Source organism: Clostridioides sp. ZZV14-6009 (genome assembly GCF_020658095.1).
GTDB lineage: Bacteria > Bacillota > Clostridia > Peptostreptococcales > Peptostreptococcaceae > Clostridioides.
Window position 1 is genome coordinate 666,956 of the sequence record NZ_JAGWDG010000001.1, and the last position, 21,460, is coordinate 688,415.

General features: G+C 26.1%; 17 protein-coding genes and 1 CRISPR repeat array (1 of these 18 only partly in view). Of the genes, 16 read left to right on the forward strand and 1 reads right to left on the reverse strand.

The window, feature by feature from the left end; genetic code table 11:
• The first annotated feature begins 23 nt into the window (after positions 1–23).
• The 5 genes from frr (at position 24) to KGF36_RS02885 (ending at position 5,996) form a co-directional block, all read left to right on the forward strand.
• Entirely contained in the window at positions 24–581 is a 558-nt protein-coding gene (gene frr / locus KGF36_RS02865; RefSeq protein ID WP_227829505.1) for a ribosome recycling factor, read from the forward strand.
• Between the two features lie 2 nt (positions 582–583).
• Positions 584–787, forward strand: coding sequence for a hypothetical protein (locus KGF36_RS02870; protein WP_227829504.1), 204 nt, complete (start codon positions 584–586; stop codon positions 785–787).
• 28 nt (positions 788–815) lie between these two features.
• A complete protein-coding gene (locus tag KGF36_RS02875) occupies positions 816–1,550 on the forward strand; it encodes an isoprenyl transferase (RefSeq protein ID WP_227434789.1) in 735 nt (244 codons plus the stop codon).
• A gap of 12 nt (positions 1,551–1,562) precedes the next feature.
• Positions 1,563–2,342: a phosphatidate cytidylyltransferase gene (locus KGF36_RS02880; RefSeq protein ID WP_227434788.1), complete on the forward strand. Its 780-nt coding sequence runs from the start codon at positions 1,563–1,565 to the stop codon at positions 2,340–2,342.
• 618 nt (positions 2,343–2,960) lie between these two features.
• Positions 2,961–5,996 (forward strand): diguanylate cyclase domain-containing protein, encoded by a 3,036-nt coding sequence (locus KGF36_RS02885; protein WP_227830424.1) that lies wholly within the window; start codon positions 2,961–2,963, stop codon positions 5,994–5,996.
• Between the two features lie 710 nt (positions 5,997–6,706).
• On the opposite strand, the gene KGF36_RS02890 is transcribed toward KGF36_RS02885, so the two are convergent.
• The gene (locus KGF36_RS02890; protein ID WP_227830422.1) at positions 6,707–7,096 is read right to left on the reverse strand and encodes a hypothetical protein; all 390 of its coding nucleotides are present in this window, start codon (positions 7,094–7,096) and stop codon (positions 6,707–6,709) included.
• A 354-nt stretch (positions 7,097–7,450) separates the two neighbouring features.
• Between KGF36_RS02890 and KGF36_RS02895 the strand changes: the two genes are divergently transcribed.
• From KGF36_RS02895 to cas3, 11 genes are all read left to right on the forward strand, one after another.
• The gene (locus KGF36_RS02895) at positions 7,451–8,026 is read left to right on the forward strand and encodes a TetR/AcrR family transcriptional regulator (protein ID WP_227830421.1); all 576 of its coding nucleotides are present in this window, start codon (positions 7,451–7,453) and stop codon (positions 8,024–8,026) included.
• A 1-nt stretch (position 8,027) separates the two neighbouring features.
• Positions 8,028–9,131: a 4Fe-4S dicluster domain-containing protein gene (locus KGF36_RS02900; RefSeq protein ID WP_227830420.1), complete on the forward strand. Its 1,104-nt coding sequence runs from the start codon at positions 8,028–8,030 to the stop codon at positions 9,129–9,131.
• Between the two features lie 192 nt (positions 9,132–9,323).
• Positions 9,324–9,527 (forward strand): helix-turn-helix domain-containing protein, encoded by a 204-nt coding sequence (locus KGF36_RS02905; RefSeq protein WP_227830419.1) that lies wholly within the window; start codon positions 9,324–9,326, stop codon positions 9,525–9,527.
• A gap of 258 nt (positions 9,528–9,785) precedes the next feature.
• Positions 9,786–10,940 (forward strand): 1-deoxy-D-xylulose-5-phosphate reductoisomerase, encoded by a 1,155-nt coding sequence (locus KGF36_RS02910; RefSeq protein WP_227830418.1) that lies wholly within the window; start codon positions 9,786–9,788, stop codon positions 10,938–10,940.
• Between the two features lie 12 nt (positions 10,941–10,952).
• Positions 10,953–11,957 (forward strand): RIP metalloprotease RseP, encoded by a 1,005-nt coding sequence (rseP, locus tag KGF36_RS02915; protein WP_227830417.1) that lies wholly within the window; start codon positions 10,953–10,955, stop codon positions 11,955–11,957.
• 176 nt (positions 11,958–12,133) lie between these two features.
• Positions 12,134–13,189 carry a flavodoxin-dependent (E)-4-hydroxy-3-methylbut-2-enyl-diphosphate synthase gene (ispG, locus tag KGF36_RS02920; RefSeq protein ID WP_227830416.1) on the forward strand — a complete coding sequence of 352 codons (1,056 nt, stop codon included), beginning with the start codon at positions 12,134–12,136 and terminating at the stop codon, positions 13,187–13,189.
• Positions 13,190–13,557: 368 nt separating this feature from the next.
• Entirely contained in the window at positions 13,558–14,253 is a 696-nt protein-coding gene (gene cas6 / locus KGF36_RS02925; protein WP_227830415.1) for a CRISPR-associated endoribonuclease Cas6, read from the forward strand.
• Positions 14,254–14,264: 11 nt separating this feature from the next.
• Positions 14,265–16,001 carry a CRISPR-associated protein Cse4 gene (locus KGF36_RS02930; protein WP_227830414.1) on the forward strand — a complete coding sequence of 579 codons (1,737 nt, stop codon included), beginning with the start codon at positions 14,265–14,267 and terminating at the stop codon, positions 15,999–16,001.
• Positions 15,994–16,983, forward strand: coding sequence for a type I CRISPR-associated protein Cas7 (locus KGF36_RS02935; protein ID WP_227830413.1), 990 nt, complete (start codon positions 15,994–15,996; stop codon positions 16,981–16,983). Before KGF36_RS02930 ends, KGF36_RS02935 begins: the two co-directional genes overlap by 8 nt.
• 1 nt (position 16,984) lies before the next feature.
• A complete protein-coding gene (gene cas5b, locus KGF36_RS02940; RefSeq protein ID WP_227830412.1) occupies positions 16,985–17,725 on the forward strand; it encodes a type I-B CRISPR-associated protein Cas5b in 741 nt (246 codons plus the stop codon).
• A 23-nt stretch (positions 17,726–17,748) separates the two neighbouring features.
• Entirely contained in the window at positions 17,749–20,316 is a 2,568-nt protein-coding gene (cas3, locus tag KGF36_RS02945; RefSeq protein ID WP_227854554.1) for a CRISPR-associated helicase Cas3', read from the forward strand.
• 210 nt (positions 20,317–20,526) lie between these two features.
• Positions 20,527–21,460: direct repeats of the CRISPR family, unit length 30 nt; unit sequence GTTAAACAGTAACATGAGATGTATTTAAAT; it runs 4,034 nt beyond the window's last position.

Sequence of the window (21,460 nt, forward strand, 5' to 3'; positions counted from 1 at the left end):
AAGAATGAAGGAGGAGTAAAATTATGAAACTAGAAATACATAAGCAATTAGAAGAGAAAATGAATGGGACAATTGATGCTTTAAAGTTCGAATTTGGAACTATAAGAGCAGGAAGAGCTAATGCACAAATGTTAGACAAAATAAGAGTTGATTATTATGGAACTCCAACTCCAATAAATCAAATTGGTGCTATATCTGTACCCGAGCCAAGAATATTAATGATATCTCCTTGGGACAAATCTGCTATGCACGAAATAGAAAAAGCTATAGCTAACTCAGATTTAGGATTAAATCCATCAAATGATGGTGAAGTTATAAGACTTTCTGTACCTGCTTTAACAGAAGAAAGAAGAAAAGAATTAGCTAAAAAAGCTAGTAAAGCTTCAGAAGAATTTAAAGTTAGAATAAGAAATGAAAGAAGAGACGCCAATGAAAAAATTAAGAAAATGGAAAAAGGCGGAGAAATAACAGAAGATGAATTAAAGAAAGCACAAGATGAAGTTCAAAAAATGACTGATAAATTTATAAAAGAAATAGATGCATTATTAGCTAAAAAAGAAAAGGATATAATGGAGGTATAATATTGAAAAAATATTATAACCTTTTAGGTCTTCATATAGATGAGGTAAAACAATATTTTGATGAACGAAATGTAGCTTATACCATAAAATCTATTGAAGGTAAAAAGGATAAAGATAAACTTGTAGTTCCTAGAGTTATAAAAATATCTGAGATAGGTGATAGTGTAGAACTAATAATCACATACTTTTCTGACTCCTTAATTTAAGGAGTCAGAACAATATTGGAGGCAAAATATGAATAACAACATCATGTATGACATAGACTTAAATAACATACCTACTCATATTGCTATTATAATGGATGGGAATGGAAGATGGGCAAAATCCAGATTTCTTCCAAGAACTGCAGGACATAAGGCTGGAGTAGAAACTATAAGAGATATAGTTAAAGAATGTTCAAATTTAGGTGTTAAGCACTTGACACTATATGCATTTTCAACAGAAAATTGGAAAAGACCAAAACTTGAAGTTGATACACTTATGAACTTATTATCTACATACTTAAGAAATGAAATAGCTGAACTGCATCAAAACAATGTAAAAGTAACAGCTATAGGAGAGATAAGTGCTTTACCAAAAACTTGTATAAGAGAATTAAATTCAGCTAAGGAAATGACAAAAGACAATACAGGAGTTAACTTAAATTTAGCATTGAACTATGGAAGTAGGGCAGATATAAAAAATGCTCTTATAGATATAGTAAAAAATTGTGAAAGTGGTAAAATAGATATAAACAATATTGATGAAGATATTATAAAAAACTATTTAAGCACAAAGTCTATACCAGATCCAGACTTGGTCATAAGAACAAGTGGAGAACAAAGATTGAGTAACTTTTTACTTTGGGAAGTTGCTTATTCTGAGTTTTACTTTACTGATATACATTGGCCTGATTTCAATAAAGAAGAATTACAAAAGGCTATATATTTATATCAAAAAAGAGATAGAAGATTTGGAGGACTTAAGTAAGGAGATTATTTTATGCTTACAAGAATTATTGCTTCACTAGCTCTGGTTCCATTATTTCTATTTGTTGTATATGGAGGGATACCTCTTTATATAGCTGAGATGGCAATAGTTTATATTGCATTACATGAATTTTATAAAGCATTTAAAATAAAAGATATACATCCAATATTTATTATAGGGTATATATTTTCTATTTATTTAGCTGTAAAAAATATTTTTAACTTACCATTGGAATATACTTATGCAGTGCTTTTCATTTTATTTTTAGCAAGTATAATTTATATGTTGATGGGCAAAAGCAATGTTATAGATGTTTCGATTACATTTTTAGGAGTTTTTTATATAGGAGTATTTTTAGATTTTATAGTTATAACTATAAATAGCTTTGAAAGAGGAAATATCTATGTATGGCTTATATTTGTAATATCTTTTATGACAGATATATTTGCATATTTTAGTGGCTATTTACTTGGCAAACATAAGTTAATTCCTAAAGTGAGTCCTAAAAAGACTGTAGAAGGAGCTATTGGAGGAATAATAGGAAGTACACTTTGTTGTATTTTATTTGGGTATTTATTTGGTATTGATTTGCTTCAATTGGCTATAATAGGAAGCATAGGAAGTATAATAGCTCAATTGGGAGATTTATTTGCATCTTCAATAAAGAGATATGTAGGGATAAAGGATTATGGAAAGATAATACCTGGTCATGGGGGTATATTAGATAGATTCGATAGTGTTATATTAGTAGCGCCTTTTGTATATAATACTATTAAATTTTTTATTAGATAAAGATTGGTTGGTTTTAAAAAGGCAGTCTATAATTGCTAGTAATGAAAATAGCTATGTAACTTTTAAAAAGCAGAAGAATTCTGTGAGTATTTAGTTACATGGCTATTTTCATTTTTTTTATAATTTAGAAAATATTGTAAAAAATCTTTTTTTATTTAATAATTTCGACATTTTTAAATATATTATCTTTTTATAAGCTATATATCTAAATATAACTGATTTATTCTCAATTTATAAATTTTATTTTTATATATAATTAATCAGTAATAAGTATATTATTGATTTTATTTGATAAGTAGGGGTATAATTTAAGTGATATCTCAAAATAAAGGAAAATATTTCCAAAATATGATAAAATAGATTCAAATAGTTAAATTCTCAATAAATAATATATTTTAATTGTTTATTGAAATATATTAGGTACTCCATCTTCAATATCATCAAGTTGATGATGTAATTTAAAGTATACCAGTATAAAAATAACTTTTGAATTAGGTAAGAATTTATTATGCATATAAAAATTTTCAGAACTAGAAAATATGATTGGAATTAAAAAAATAATAGAGAAATGTTTATTTCAAAAAGTTAAAGTAATTTAAGGAGGATGGATTAATAGACATGTTAACTAATAATATTATAGACAAATTAACAAATTTAAAGGGAAATTACAATTTTAGAATGATGCTTTCAAGTTTAGAAACTCAGAAAAAGCCATATGGTATTATGTTTATTGGAATTGATGATTTCGAACAGATTAATAACTTATATTCTTATTCATTTGGAGATAGGGTTTTGAAAAAATTTTCTAAATCTATTTTACCTTTTTTACCTGAAAACATAAGTTTATATAGATTAGATGGAAATGGTTTTGGAATTTTGTATCCAAATGGAGATTGTTATGAATTAACAAAACTCTTTAATAGATTTCAAGATATAGCACAATGTATAAAACAGATTAATGGACATGCTATTTCATTCACGATATCAGGAAGTATTTGCTTTTATCCAAAAGATGGTATAGATTGTGATACATTGTATCAAAATGCACGTGTTACATTTGAAAGAGCAAAAAAGCAAGGCAAAAGAACATTAATTGTCTATTCAAAAGATGAGCTAACTTTTTCGCAGTATTCTATACAGTTGATAGAGTATCTAAGAGAAAGTGTCTTAAATAATTTTAAAGGATTTTATTTAAATTATCAACCACTTATTTTTACTAATAGCAAGAAACTGTATGGATGCGAAGTATTACTTCGCTGGAAAAATCCTAATTTTGAAATGAAACTTGGACCAACTGAATTTATACCTTTTTTAGAGTCTTCTGGTCTTATGGATAAAGTTAGCCAATGGGTGATTAAAACAGCTTTAAAACAATTAAAAATATGGATAAAGTATATGCCAAATTTCAAGATGAATATAAATGTGTCATATCAGCAGCTTGAAGAACCTAGCTTCAAGTTTTTTATTTTAGATACTATAAAGGAAGAGGGTATATCTCCATCTCTAATTACATTGGAATTAACAGAAAATGATAACATAAAAAAAATAGAAGAAATAAGGAATTCTTTTGACTTTCTTCGCAGTCAAGGTATTAGGATTACATTTGACAGTTTTGGAGCAAAACATTCATCTTTAGAAATTTTTCGTGAGTTAAGTGCTGATTCTTTGAAAATTAATCATACTCTTTTAAATCGTATTACATATGATGTAATAGACCAAAAAATTGTATCTCAAATTATTAATTTATGTCATAGTATGAATATGTCAGTTTATGTTGAAGGAATTGAAAATAAAGAAACTTTAAAAATAATTGAACAGATGAGACCAGAAATATTGCAGGGATTTTATTATAATGAGCCTATAAATGCAAGTGAATTTTATGAGTATTACTTTAAAAAAAATTTTGAGTCTCTTAATTATCAAGAAGATATTATATCAAAAGACATCTCTATAGAAAAAGAAAAAAGTATGGTATATTCTGTATTTACTCCAACACATCCAATGAATATAAAGGAATTGGTTGATAATGCCTATTCAGGCATATTTCAAGTAGGAATGGACCCTGAATTTACTTTTCTTACATGTAATGAAGGCTATAGAAGGATGTTAGGTTATACTGTCAAAGAGATGGAAGAAAAATTTAAAAATCAAGCATTAGGATTTGTCCACCCAGAGGATATAGAATATGTGAATTATGAAATTAGAAGGCAACTTGGAATTAGTGATATAGTTACAATTGAATTTAGGGTATTAAAATCTGATGGAACTCCTATATGGATACTTGGAACAGGCAATGTAGTAAAAGGTAAGCAGGGTTCTAAAAGTTTAATTGTAGTCATAATAGAAAATGATAGGCTTAAGAAAAGGTCTTTAGAGATGGAAGAATCATATTGGAAATACAGAAGAGTTTTGGATAATATTCCTGCTTGTGTAAAATGTATTCGTTTTGATGAAAATTTTACTTTAGATTATATTTCTCCTAGCTTTGTATCCTTGATAGGTTATACAGAAAAAGAAATTAAAAGTAAGTTTGATGGAAAGTATATCAATTTAATTATTGAAGAAGATAGAAAAATTGTACTTGGCGATATGATAAGTCAAGTTAATTCTGAAGATATAGTTACACTTCACTATCGTATTAGATGTAAAGATAATCGTTTAATTTATTTAGAAACCATTTCTAGGTTATGTAAAAGTGATAAAGATGGAAAGAAGTACTTTTATTCAAGTATTGTAGATGTAACAGATGCAACTTGTGAAAAAAGTGATAAAAAATCTAATAGACTGGTCAATCGTTATCAGAGGGCTTTAAAACAGTGGGGTGATGTTTTATTTGAATATAGTTTTAAGTATGATACAATAACATTTTCTGATAATTATTATAGTATATTTGGGATAGAACCAAGAGGAACAATTGATGAACAGTTATCAAATATTTATGAAGAAGATCATAAGATTTTACTTGATGCTTTAGAAGAAGCACATGTTGGTAACAAACCAGAAGAAATAGAGATACGTATACGTTCTAAAGGTGATATACATCTATGGTGTTCTATAGTGTTCAATGAACCTGATAAGATTGGGGATACTACTATATCAATACTAGGGAAAATAAGAAATATTGATGAAGAAAAGAGAGAGTACAATAAGTTAATTGAGCAATCTCAAAATGATTTAATGACAGGGTTACTAAATAAAAGTACTACTGAGGAAAAGATAAGACACATGTTGCTATCATGTGATGAAAATAAGAATTATGCTTTATTTATGATTGATGTAGATAATTTTAAGGATGTTAATGATACTATGGGGCATGTATTTGGAGATAAAATCTTAATTGAGTTAGCGAAATGTTTGAAAAGTAACTTTAGGACAACAGATATTGTTGGCCGTGTTGGAGGCGATGAATTTATAGCATTTATGGAGTATAATGGAGAAAAAGAAAGCCTACAAAAAAAAGGTCATGATATATTAAAAAGATTAGATACTACGTTTACATATGATGAGTTAAGTTTTGAAATAAGTGTAAGTATAGGTATTTCTATATATCCAGAAGATGGTAAACAGTTTTATGAGTTATATCATCGTGCAGATGGTGCTTTGTATAGAGCAAAAGAAGAAGGTAAAAATACATATTGTATGTTTTCTATCTAAAAGTATAATCAATATTCTCAAGAATTGGGTTTATTTTAGTATACAAATGATGGAACTATTTAAGACAAACACATATAACTACAAAGTATTCTAATCACCTTTAATAAGTGATTAGTTATTATAGATACATTATAATTGAGGTAACTGAAAATGCTTTTAATGAAATATCAGAACCAGTTAATTCAATTTTAGAAAAGCTTAAAGCATTAATAAAAGCTTACTTAAAGAAACCTTTAATCGTGAAAAAGTCTACAGTATTATTAAGTGCATTATTGAAATGTCACATCGTATAGAAGAAAAAGAATTTTTTAATAAATATGTGACTGAAAAATAATATAAATATTGTAAAAGTATAATAAGTACATAGCATGCTAGAAGAATTAAAAAATTTGTAATCAAAATTAGCAATAGATAAAAGCATTAGTAAGGGAGCTAATGCTTTTTCTTAGTGGTTTTATTTATATTAATAATCGTAAGAATAAAATGTTTATATAATAACTAAGTTGATTTCAATTTGATTTTATTAATAATGTAATTATGTTATTTGTACAATGTCCAGTATTCATAACCAAAGATACTTTTTCTTTTACAAAGTTGAATTGAGTTGTTTTTATTTGTCGAATCATACATATTATTAGAAACTTTCATTTTTTTTATTTTATTCTTTACATTTATTTTAAGATAGTAATCGTTCCCAGAGCGAGAAGGATTTATTTCTTTATCAATACTATCATGTAAATTCCAGCAAAACTAAATCTTTCATTATTTGGTGTATTTAAGGTGTTTGTTGATAAAAGTAGAACTAACATAGATAATATACATGTAGTTAGAGGAAATGGTATATGATACTTTCTGAGTTCTTTTGTTTTAGGCATTTCTATTAGCATTTTAGGATATAGCCATAAATACATCATCCAATTGAACAATAATATAAATATATAGATGGAAAATTTGATTTTTACAGGAGTAAATAGAGCAATGATAGCAAGTGTTGTTAGTAAGTAACGAATGATACGAGTAACCTTTTTTTCTTTTTCTATGACAGCTAAAGTCCATCTATTTTTTATAAATTCATTTTCTCTTTTTTCACTCTGCTTCATTTAATTACCCTCTATTAATAGTATAGTTTTTTAATCCATTACTTCGTTTTATTTTAGCATATTTATATAAAATAGTAACATTGATGTTTTTTATTTTTTGGAATGTTATATTAACTTGGGCTAATGATTATGTAAATTTATAATCAGAAGAAATTACTTCTATCATTACTTAAAGCTAATAAATAATAAGTATAATTTTCTGTAAAGCTTTTTAAGTAGATACAGATTATTTTAAGACATATTTTTGAAAACTTAAAACAGTATAAAATAAAAAACTATTGACAAGGTGAGCGATTGGTTACTATAATAAAAGTGAGCAATCGCTCACCTTATTTTGCGAAGAGGAGTTAAATTATGAATACAAAGGAAAAAATATTAAATGAATCTATGAAATTATTTTCAGTAAAGGGCTTTGATGCAGTGTCTATAAGAAGTATAGCGGATGCTGTTGGTGTAAGTAATAGTGCCTTGTATAAACATTACCCAAGTAAGCAAGCTATATTTGATGATATTGTAGAAAAATCTAAGGCACATTTTTTAAAACAGTGTGATTATGCACAAAATTCTATATGTGTTAACATGGAAAGCTTTGTTCAAGTGTGTATTTCAATGTTTGATTTTCAAATTAACGATGAGTGGATGGTGATGTTTCGTAGAGTTCTTCTTATTGAGCAATTCAAAAACGAGAAAATGGCTCAAATTTTTAATGATTTTTTTATTGAGTTTCCAATAACTTCTCAGAAACTAACTTTTGAAAAATTAATAGAAGATGGGATAATGATTTCAAAAAATCCAGAAGTGCTTGCAATGGAATTATATGCTCCATTTTTTCTATACCACACAGCAAAGTATGATGTAGAAAAATTAATGGAATTATTTAGGATGCATGTTGAATATTTTTACTTAGAAAATTTTAAGGAGGGAGAATAGTATGCACAGTCAATCTCTTATAAATAAGAAAATAGTTAAAAATAATTATAAATTAAAGACAATTCAAAAGAAAGAAAAACAAAAATATGGAAAGGGTAATAGGAAAATCGTAAAAAATTATCTAGGTAAGGTGGTTGCTCTATCTTCACCTGAGTTAATTGGAAAAGAATTAAGAATGTCAGATTTTACAACAAATATTACAAGAGATGAATTGATTGCAGAACTTGAGAAAGTAAAGATTACTGGTATGAGTGGAAATAGTTTTTTTATATCAGAAAAAATCAAAAAGTTTTGTTCATTAGAATTAGACAAGAAGATATTATTGATTAATGCTGTTGAATGTGACCCTGGGCTTGTCCATGATGAATGGATATTGGAAAATAGATATTCAGAGATAGTTCATTCTATTTATTATTTAAAAGAAGCACTTGGTTTGCAAGATGTAATTATGGTATCTAAAAATAAAAGATTAGAAACGGATGGTAGTTTTTCTCTTAAAATAGTTTCATCACGATATCCTATGGGAGAAGAGCATTTCCTTATACAACAGGTACTTGGTATAAGTTTAGAGAAAAATGAATTTCCAGTAAATAATGGTATTTTAGTATTAAATCTTCAAAGTGTATATCAAATATGTAAAATTATAAATAAATGTTATGATACAGGACGTTTTATTACTATAGCTGACTTATCCAATGGAAGTGCTAGAGTAGCATACATATATCCAACAGATAATATCTCAAATATTTTAAAAAATACATTTAAAGAAAATGAAGATAAATTATTATATAAAGGTAATGGAGTAATGTCCTGTTTTGAAGCAACAGAAAAAGATGATTTTTCGTATTTTGGAAATTTTGCTGCATATTCTAAACCATCAAACATAAGCAATAAAAATAAATGTAAAAAATGTGGTGTGTGTACAAGAAAATGTCCTGCAAAAGTCAATATATCAAAAATTGTACAAATGATAGATAATAATTATGATGTTCTATTATCTTCGTATCATCCTGAAAGATGTATACATTGTGGAAGCTGTACATACTATTGTAAAGCATCAAAGAATGTCTCTGAATATGTTATGGAAGATTATCAAATTGATTAATAAATTTAAATATTAAATAGCACCTGATTTTTGATAGGTGCTATTTATTGTTATATGAAAATGAATTTATTTATCAATATTGAGAGAGCATGGTCTTAGCTGATTTTGAATAAGGGATTATTTATCGAAAAAGATGAAAATTTTTCAAAATAGATAAAATATGATAAAATAGATTTTAGAAGAGGTGATAAAATGATTTCATACACTCCATTGTGGAAATTGCTAATTGATAGAAAAATAAAAAAGATGGAATTTGTAAATATATCAGGTATAAGTATTTCTGTTTTAGGTAGATTAGGAAATGATAAGTCTGTTTCTATGGATACAATGGAAAAGATATGTTTAGCACTAGACTGTAAAATAGAAGATGTTGTAGAAATAAAAAAGGATGTTTAATGATGCTAAAATATTTTAATAATATTGTAAAAACACATAAAGAATAGCTAAGGTTTAATTTAATAGATAGAGCTTTACTGGATTAAAAATAAAAGTAACTATATGTGAATAAATTAAAATTAAAGAGTAATGCTATAATGTAAACTAAATATATTTTTCCAGTAATTATATGAAGTTTTTGTGAATAGTAAAAATAATTGTTTTAGTAGTGTTATAATGTCTTGGTAGGGTATATTTATTATTAGAAAGGATTATCATATGAAAAAAATATCAATTTTAGGTTCTACAGGCTCTATAGGTAAGCAAACTTTAGATGTAGTTAGAGAAAATAGAGACAAGTTTGAAGTAGTTGCAATATCAGCTAATAGTAGTATTGAATTACTACTTGAACAAATTGTAGAATTTAGACCTAAATATGTAACAGTTTTTGAGGAAAGTAAAGCATTAAAATTAAAGGAAATATTGCCACAAAATATAGAGATAGAAGTTTTAACAGGGATGGAAGGATTAAAAATAATATCATCGTTAGATGAAATTGATGTACTTTTAACTGCTGTTGTGGGAATGATAGGATTAGTTCCAACACTTTGCGCCATAAAAAAGGGAATTGACATAGCATTAGCGAATAAAGAGACATTAGTAACTGCTGGCGAGCTTGTAATGGCAGAGGCAAAAAAATATAATGTAAATATTCTTCCTGTTGATAGTGAACATAGTGCTATATTTCAGTGTTTAAATGGAGAGAATAATAAAAATATAGAAAAAATAATACTTACAGCTTCTGGTGGACCGTTCAGAGGAAAGAAAAAAGAAGAACTTTTAAATATAACTAAAAATGAAGCTTTAAAGCATCCAAACTGGAGTATGGGTAGAAAAATAAGCATTGATTCTTCAACGCTTATGAATAAAGGACTAGAAGTAATAGAAGCTAGATGGCTATTTGGAGTAAAACAAGAAAATATAGATGTAGTGGTTCATCCACAAAGTATAATTCACTCAATGGTACAGTATACAGATAGCTCTATAATTGCACAATTAGGATGTCCAGATATGAGGTTGCCTATACAGTATGCCCTTACATATCCAGATAGGATGGAAAGTAGTTTTGAAAGAATGAATTTTGCAAAATTTAATACTTTAACTTTTGAAGAACCAGACTTAGAGACTTTTCCATGTTTAAAATTAGCTTATGAATGTCTAAAGATGGGTGGAACTTATTCTTCTGTTTTAAATTCTGCAAATGAAGTTTTAGTAAGTGAATTTTTAGAGGATAAAATTGGTTTCTATGACATACCATATTACATAGAGAAAACTTTAGAGGTTCATAAAAGCATAAGTAAACCAACGTTAGAACAAATTTTGGAAACAGATAGATGGAGTAGAGCTTATGTTGAAAATCTGATAAAAAAATAGGAAGGTGAATTTATGACTATAATAGCTGCATTAATACTATTTAGTATAATTGTATTAATACATGAATTAGGACATTTTATATTTGCAAAAAGAAGTGGGATTAAGGTAAATGAGTTTTCTATAGGTATGGGACCTAAGATATATAGTGTAAAAAAAGATACAGAGTATTCCATAAGAGCTCTTCCAATTGGTGGATATGTAAGTATGGAGGGTGAAGACGAAGAACAAATAAGTCCAAATTCTTTTGGAAATAAATCTATATTACAAAGATTTAGTACTATTGTGGCAGGACCAATATTTAATATAATATTGGCAGCAGTACTTTTAGTACCAGTGTTTTTGTATATAGGTTCTCCAACTACTACACTTGGGAAAATAATGCCCAATACTCCTGCCCAAACAGTAGGACTTCAAGAAGGAGATAAGATAAATAAAATAAATGGTAATTCTGTTAAGACTTGGGATGAAGTTGCAAATATGATAAATACTTCTTCTGGTGGAGAATTGAAGCTTAGTATAACTAGGGATGGAAGCGATAAAGTTGTAAATGTAACTCCTAAGGATAACAATGGAAAGTATGAAATAGGAATTCAGCCACAAAGAGAAAAAGATTTCTTTGGCTCAATAGTGAATGCATGTAAAACTACTGTGGATATGACAAAACAGATGTTAACATTCTTAGGTCAAATGGTTACAGGACGTGTACCAGGAGGAATTGGTAATGCTGTTGCAGGACCAGTAGGCGTTATTGGTATGGTATCAGATGCAGCTCAAACAGGTATTATAAATGTAGTATATTTGGCAGCTGTAATAAGTTTAAATTTAGGTATAGTAAACTTATTACCAATACCAGCTCTTGATGGTTGGAGAATACTTATGTTATTATTAGAAGCTGTTAGAGGCGGTAAAAAACTTGACCCAAATAAAGAAGGTATGATAAATGTAGTTGGATTTGGGGCCTTAATGTTATTTATGCTTTTTATAACATATAAAGATATATTAAGGTTATTTCAATAATTATAAAGTTTAAAAAGGCTATGTAGTTTTAAGTGAGAATAAATTAGTTTTAAAAGATTAAATTTATTCTTAGCTGTTTAACTATATAGCTTTTTAATTTATAATATATATGTAGTTTGTAGTATTTTTTTAGATATTGAATGATTTTAATATAAAATAATATATAGAGGTGAAATATGAGTTACGAGAGAAGAAAGACAAGAGAAGTTAGTGTTGGGAGTGTAAAAATAGGAGGCGAAAATCCTATAAGCATACAATCTATGACAAACACTGATACAAGAGATGCAGAGGGTACAATAGCTCAAATAAAAAGATTAGAAGAAGCTGGTTGTGATATAGTTAGAGTTGCTGTTCCTGATATGGAAGCAGCTAAAAATATAAGAAAGATAAAATCTAGTGTAAATATACCTGTTATTGCTGATATACATTTTGATTATAAGTTAGCACTTGAAGCTATAGAACAAGGTGTAGATGGTGTTAGAATAAATCCTGGTAATATCGGGAACATAGAAAGAGTTAGAATGGTTGTTGAGAAATGCAAGGAAAAAAATTTGAAAATTAGAATTGGTGTCAATGGGGGCTCTCTAGAAAAAGAAATTTTAAAAAAATATGGCTCTGCAACTGCTGAAGCATTAGTTGAAAGTGCAATGGGGCATATTAAGATTCTTGAAGATTTAGGTTTTTATAATATAGTTATTTCTCTAAAATCATCTGATATTTATAAAACTGTTGATGCATATGAATTAATATCAAAAAAAGTTGATTACCCTCTTCATGTTGGAATTACTGAATCTGGAAGTATTCATAAAGGAACAATAAAGTCTTCTATAGGTGTGGGAGCACTTCTTCTTAAAGGAATTGGAGATACTGTCAGAATATCTTTGACAGGTGACCCTGTTGAAGAGGTTGTTGTTGGTAAACAGATTTTAAGAAGTTTGGGTCTTTTAAATGATAAGATTAAAGTTATATCATGTCCTACATGTGGTAGATGTAATATAGATTTAATTAGTGTTGTAAATGAAGTTGAAGATAAGATTGGTAGTATGGAAAAAGATATTACTGTTGCAATTATGGGTTGTGCTGTAAACGGACCTGGTGAGGCTAGAGAAGCTGATATAGGTATTGCTGGTGGTAAGGGTGAAGGTCTTTTATTTAAAAAAGGCGAAATTGTAAGAATGATTAATGGTGACAAATTGGTTGATGAGTTACTGGATGAAATTGATAAGTTATAGAGTATGTATTTAAAACATATTAAACAGCTAGATGATTAAATACTTTTGAAATAAATTTTATTTATAGTATTTAATTATCTAGCTGTTTTGAATTTTATTAATTTAATAATTTATAAGGAGTATTACAAGCACTTCAATAATTTAAACTTATATTTAAATTATTGAAGTGCTTGTAATACTATATATTAAAAGTATACATTTTTGTTTGTCGAATAAAGAATAAAAAAAATTAAAGGAAAAGGTTAAAAAATAAAGAATTTTATAAATAGAAGTTGTATTTTATGATTTATTGTTATTAGATAGATATAAAAATTTTAATATATTTAATCCATTAATATGGATTATCATAAAGTTAGGAGCGTTGTCAATTGATTAAATGTATAGAATTATCTGTAAAAGTATATCTTTTTGAAAATATTGCTTTAGATAATACAGCCAAAGAAATACGTAAATTAATAGATAATACATTAGTTATGGAAGAAAAATATAAGGAATTTCACAATGAGAATAAATTTAAAAATTATTCTTTTAATTTACTGTATCCTTTAGAAAAAGATAAGGTTTATAAGAAGGATTGTATATATACTTTTATTATTAGAACAGTTGATAGTGAATTGGGAATATATTTTATGAACAATTTAAAAAATCAATACTCTAATAAAATAAAGGTTATTACAATGAGTAAAAAAGTTTTACCTAAAAAACATATTGAAAGTATTTATTCGATTACTCCAATAATAGCTAAATTTGAGGATGGATATTGGAGGAGTAGTAAAACAGTAGAAGATTTAGAAAATAGGATTAGGGAAAATTTAATAAAAAAATACAATGAATTTACCAACAGTAAAATAGATGAAAACTTTGAATTATTTAATATGATTAAGTTTATAAACAAAAAACCTATTTCCATGAAATACAAAAATATATCCTTACTTGGAGATAAAATAAGTTTTAAAGTATCAGAAAATGATATGGCTCAAGAAATTGCAAACTTTGCACTTGGAGTTGGGGTTGGAGAAATTAATTCTCGTGGATTTGGTTTTGTAAACTATAGATGGTTATAGGAGGTGAAGATTTGTTAAAGGATTGTTTAGAGATTTTTGAAAAAGAATATAAATCTACAGGTAATAGCTTGATAACTGATAGCTATGTTTTATCTTATGGAACGTATATATTGGTAAAAGATTTTTCAAAAATAGAAAAATTAGAAATCTCAAAAAATGATGTAGACAATACTACACAAATATATAGTAAATTTTGTGAGTTAGATTATCTATCAAAACTGGTGTCTATAGATAAACCAATTGATTCAAAAAAACTAATACATAGTAATAATTATCTTTCATTTTTTGTAAAAAAGGAAAACTTAAAACCTAATAAGAATAATAATGTAAAACTTACAGAAGACATTATTGATAATTATTATGATGCTTTATTAAATCCAAGAATCAAATATAAATCTGATAAAAGAAAAAAAGAGATTTATGATTTAATGGAAAAGGAATATGGTAAAGTAGATGAAAAAAAATTAAATAAAATAAGAACATGGATAAAAGATAATATATTTACTCTAGTTGAAAATAATAAAAAAGATAAAAATTATTTGAAAATATTTTTTGATGAAAAAATAGATTTATACAATAGAGAAAATCAAAAATATTTACATCCAAATATATACAATAAAAACTACTTCAATATAATTATTGATGGTAAGACTTATGGGTTACCAAACGACAATATGCAATTAAGTGAAAAAAAGCCGTTTTTAAAATTAAAAACAAGAAAGAATTCAACACCTTATCTGGTTAGTGAAGACGAAGTTTTCTTACAAAAGGCTTTTTTTGATTATTTAATGAATAAAGCTGCTAATGGAGAAGAGGTAGTATATATAAGTAGTGAAAAAGGAATTCATAGGAAAACTGATATACCAAACGAATTTAGTGGCTATATACTGAGAATAAAAAAAGAGAAAGAATTAGAGATACATGATTTTGATACTGTGGTAAATTTAAATACTAAAATAAAAAAAATAAATGTAAAGTTTGTAATACCAATAGAATATGACAAGTATGGTTTAAATCCAAGTTTAGAAGTAGGATATATTAATAATCTTAAAAAATTAGAAAAAACTATTGATACTATATATTTTAATAAATTTATGTGTAATAGTTATTTCAGAGAAGTTAAAGAAATAAACTTAAATGATTTAATTCTAAGAGATATATTTGTTAGAAATAGAGACGGGTTATATACATGGTTTTATAAAGGTAGGGATAATATAGTAAGACAAACTTTTTCAAAATATTCTATGGATATAATTAAAAATTCTATAAAAAACAATAACTATGTAAGAGCCAAGGAACAGTATAACTTAAGAATAGCTATAATAAATTATTTTTATGGAGGATATAAAATGGCAGATAAAATAAAATGTATTAGTGAATCTTTATTTGAAAAAATAAATTCTAAACAAACACAATGTATACAAAGTGATGAAGAATACTATTTTGCAATTGGACAATTAGCTTCATATCTTATATCTAAAAATAAATCATCAAAAAATAAGAATCATTCTCTAATTAATCCTATATTAAATGCACGAAATAAGGAAAAGCTTATGCTAGAGATAAGGAAGTTGTTTAAAAAATATAATTATGCCATAGATTATGGTAGTAAGAGAGTTGATAATTTATATGCTATGATTGTAGGATATGAAGTAGAAGATAAAAAAATTAATGGGGATTTATTAATAGGTGGTTACCTATATTCTAATTTAATATATACAAAAGGAGAGGAGAAAGAAGATGAATAAAAGAGTATATGGGGTGTTAGGAATAAAATCTGTAATGTCAAATTGGAATGCTGATTTTTCTGGATATCCAAAAACTATATCAACAGGAGAAATTTTTGGAAGTGACAAAGCTCTTAAATTTCCCATGAAGAAAATGTGGGAAAATGAAGGTGAAAAAGTATTATATATAAAGTCATTAAAAATAGATGAATCTAAGAAAGGAGAAATCAAAGTCAGACCAAAGTCGCTAAAAGAGAGATATGAAGAATTGTTTGATATAGAAGATTTAAAGGTAGAAAAAAATCAACAAAATGTGTTAGAAAATTTATTTAAAGCTATTGATGTCAAAAACTTTGGAGCTACATTTGCAGAAGTAGGAAATAATATAGGAATTACAGGAGCAGTACAAATTGGTCAAGGATTTAATAAGTATGAAGATAGCAATGTTGAAGAGCAACAAATACTTTCTCCATTTAGAGACCCGAAAGCCAAAGATAAGAAAAAATCGACAAATGAAGAAGAAAAGGAAGATGCTAATTCAACTACTTTAGGTAAAAAAATAGTTAGTGATGAAGCTCATTATTTTTATCCTTTTTCAATAAATCCAAAGGCCTATGAAGCTTTTGTTAGTATGGGTGTGACTGAGGGGTATACTGAAAATGATTATAAAAAATTTAAAGAAGTTGCTTTAGTGAGTGCGACTGCATTTAATACAAATTCAAAAATCGGATGTGAAAATGAATTTGCAATATTTATTGAAACAAATGAAGAAGTATATTTACCAGATTTAACTCAATATATAGCATTTAAAAAGAAAGAAAGTGAAAATGATTTGATTTCTTTAAATATGATTGACTTAATGATTGACTTAGGAGAAGAAATTAATAGTATAGAAATATATTACAATCCATATAAAACAGAAATAAAACCTTCAAAAGAGAAAATAGCATCAAAATTAGATAAAGTAAAGTTTATAAACATATTTACAAGAAAAGAGGTATAAGATGGAAGTCTTAAAGTTTAACTTAAGTGGGAGAACTGCATTTTTTAAAAAGCCAGATGTAAATAGTATAGTCTGTTTTACTTATGGAAATATACATAAAGTCGCACTTATGGGAATTTTGGGATCTTGCTTGGGACTTAAGGGATATAATCAACAGACTAAAGATGATGAATATCCTGAATTCTACTCTGAACTTGAGAATATAAAAATATCGATAGTTCCCAAAAATGAATTTGGATATATAGATAAAAAGATTCAGAGATTTAATAATTCTGTAGGATATGCTTCAGAAGAAAAAGGGGGAAATCTAATAGTAAAAGAGCAATGGCTTGAAAATCCTAGTTGGGATATATATATACAATTAGAAGATACAGATATTTGTAGAGATCTGAAAAATAGATTTTTATCTAATAAATTTGTTTACATACCTTATTTAGGAAAAAACGACCATATAGCAAATATAAGTGGAATTGAACTAATTATTGATGTTTATAAATCAGAAAGTGTTGATAGAATAGATAGTTTTTTTACAAGGGAAGATTTTGAATTTGAAAAATATGATTTTGATGATGACGATGATTATGAAGAACCTTTTAAGTATCAAGAGAAGCTTCCTTGTAAGTTAGATAGAATAACTAATCAATATATTTTAGAAACCATAATATTTACTAATATACCAGTTAAATTGCTTAGTAAAAAAGATGTATATGAAGTAAGGGATATGAATTTAATGTTTATTTAAATTTATGAATCTAGGAGGAATATATGTATTTTGAAAAAGTTGAATTATTTGATATAAATAGCAATGTAAATAATTATCAAAATATTTATGCACATATAAATAAGGACAAATCTCCAGAAACTTTGAAAGAACATTCAGATTTGGTATACTCATACTTTATGAAATTATGTATCAAAAGAGATTTAGAATCTTGTTTAAAAAGAATAGAAGATAAATTCTTTAAAAATAACTCTTATTTAAGTAAGGATTTTTATAGAGAACTTATGTTAAATATGGTTTACATGCATGATTTAGGTAAAATTAATGTTTCATTTCAATCTGTAAAAATGAACAACAAAAATTTTAAAAGTATTTCAACAAGATATACTAAACATTCTTTTATTTCGTCTATATTGTATTTTGATTATTATTTTGAAAAGTTAAAGAAAGCTGATGTTGAAGAGAAAAAGCTATTGAAGTTGTTTTTAATGATAAATACATATGTAATATCAAAGCACCATGGAGTCTTGAAATCATTTAGGGAATTTTTATCTTCTTTTGAGAATGAATTTATAAATATTGAAGATAATTTTAAAGATTTATTTATACATAATTATAATTTAGAGATTAAATCAACTTCAAAAACTATTAAAAAAATAATTAGTGATACATATAAGTATTTGGATGATAGTTTTATAAAAGATGGTTTAGATATAGACTTATATATATATTCAAAATTAATGTTTGCAATTATTACATCTTGTGACTTTTATGCCACATCAGAATATAATAGTGGAAAATCTATAGATGATTTTGGGACTATTGATAATCATAATAAATATTATGATGTATTTAAAAAATCTAAAATATATGAAAATATGAATAGGTACAGAGAATATCTAAATAACGATGAAAAATGTCCATATGAAGATAATGATATAAATAAATTGAGAACAGAGATGAGTATAGAAGCTGAAGAAACAATGACATATAATCTAAGTAAAAATATATTTTACTTAGAAGCACCTACTGGAAGTGGAAAAACTGTTACATCTATAAATTTAGCATTAAAATTTATAGAATTAAATCAATCATTAATTAAAATATTTTATATATTTCCATTTAATACATTAATAGAACAAACTAAAAGTATATTTATAAATGATTTGTTTAATTCTGTTAAAGATATAGAAAAGGATGTTGTGGTTATAAATTCTATAACTCCGATACAGACATATGATGAAGAAGAAGATAATAAAGATGTTAAAGAGTATAGCACAAAACAAAAAATTGACTATGAAAAATCCTTGCTAAATAAACAGTTTTTACACTATCCTATAGTACTTACTACTAACATAGGTTTTTTTAATTATTTATTTGGAGTTTCAAGAGAAGAAAGTTTCCCATTGATACATATGATAAATAGTGTAGTTATATTAGATGAGATACAAAGTTATAAAAATGAGATATGGAAAGAGATTATTTTATTCTTAGAAAAGTATGCTGAAATATTAAATATAAAAATTATTATAATGTCTGCAACTTTACCTAGATTAAATAAATTAGGATGTAATGATGATAATTTTGCTTATTTAGTAAGGTACAGAGATAAGTATTTTAAGAATCCACTTTTTAAAGATAGAGTAAATATAAGTTTTGAAATGTTAAATTCAGAAGTTAATTCTATTGAAGAAATAGTAAAAAAGGTTGTAGAGGAATCAGAAAGATATAATAAGATACTAATAGAGTTTATAAAGAAATCATCAGCATTAAAATTTTATAAGAATATTAAAGAAAAGCTGAAGGATAAGTCAGAAAGCATTTATTTGATAACAGGAGATGATAATAAACTAGAGAGAAAAAAAATAATAAATAAAATTAAAGATATAGGATCTGTAATCTTAGTTGCTACACAAGTTGTAGAAGCTGGAGTGGATATAGATATGGATTTGGGATTTAAAGATATATCTATAATTGATTCAGACGAACAATTTTTGGGAAGGATAAATAGGTCTTGTAAAAAATTAGATTCAAAAGTTTATTTTTTTAATTTAGATGATGCAAAAGAGATATATAGGAAAGATATTAGAAAAGAGAAAAATTTAACCCTGAATGAGGAGAGCAATAGAGAAATTATTTTAGAAAAAGATTTTGAAAAGTACTATGACAAAATAATAGCTAGAATAGAAGAAAATAAAAATAAACATAATGACGAAAATATAGATGTTTTTACAAATGATATTGTAGGTAAATTAGATTTTAAATCAGTAAATGAAAGGATGACATTGATAGATAAATTAAGAGATTATACAATTTTTTTGAACACTCAAGTAGAAGATGAATCTGGAAATATAGTTGTAGGAAGTGATGTTTGGGAAGATTATGTTTCTCTATTGAAAAATAATGATATTGAGTATTCTGAAAAAAGAGTAAAGATGTCTGACATTATGGAAAAATTAGATTATTTTACGTATAAACTTCGTAAATTTGATAATTCATTTAATGATTATATAGGAGATATTTTTTATATTGATGATGGTGAACAGTATTTTACAGATGGTAAATTTGATAGAAGCAAATTTAATGAAAATGTAGAACATGAGTATATATAGTAGGTTTAGATTATAAATAGGATATATAGTATAGTGTAATTAAAATTTATCCCAAGTTAATTAATGAAGAGTAGTTTATAAGTATTGAAATTTAAATATTTTACAACTTTTATAGATTTTTTATGATTAGCTGGGATAAAAAATCTATATATCAGTCTTTTCAATGTGTTTAAAAGCAATATACTTTTAAGAGATATTGCTTTTACAGTGGTTAAACAGTAACATGAGATGTATTTAAATAATATTACTAGCATTTTCCATCAATTTTTCTATTTTGTTAAACAGTAACATGAGATGTATTTAAATAATGTTAAGGTTTCAAAGGTCGGGTAGTCATAAAGTGTTAAACAGTAACATGAGATGTATTTAAATCTGTAGATTCTTTAGCCTTTAAGCCTAATTTAGTTTGTTAAACAGTAACATGAGATGTATTTAAATATATATTAATTGATGATAGAAAGGATGAGATATAAGTTAAACAGTAACATGAGATGTATTTAAATTCTATTGGTTTTAATACATTTGTACACCCAAACCTGTTAAACAGTAACATGAGATGTATTTAAATCAAGTTTTAGTGGAGGAAAAGATTCTGCTGCAATGCGTTAAACAGTAACATGAGATGTATTTAAATGAAGCAATAGTTCCAAATAGGGTAAAATTGATTCCTGTTAAACAGTAACATGAGATGTATTTAAATAATGTTTGATACAGTTGATAAAAATATGAGTGAAGTGTTAAACAGTAACATGAGATGTATTTAAATACTTTATGATACTGCTATGATATTTGAATAAATAAAAGTTAAACAGTAACATGAGATGTATTTAAATTTTAATTAATTCTGTTAAAGATAATATTGTTTTCGAGTTAAACAGTAACATGAGATGTATTTAAATAGGTTCTACTATTGATTTGAAGAATTATTCTCCTCCGTTAAACAGTAACATGAGATGTATTTAAATTTATGTACATGTATAAAGATATAGTCTTTATTATCTCGTTAAACAGTAACATGAGATGTATTTAAATTGAGTCTAGTATTCATTTTAAACAAGTTATTGATATGTTAAACAGTAACATGAGATGTATTTAAATTGATTTTTCTTCTAATGCTCCCGAAAATCAAACTCTGTTAAACAGT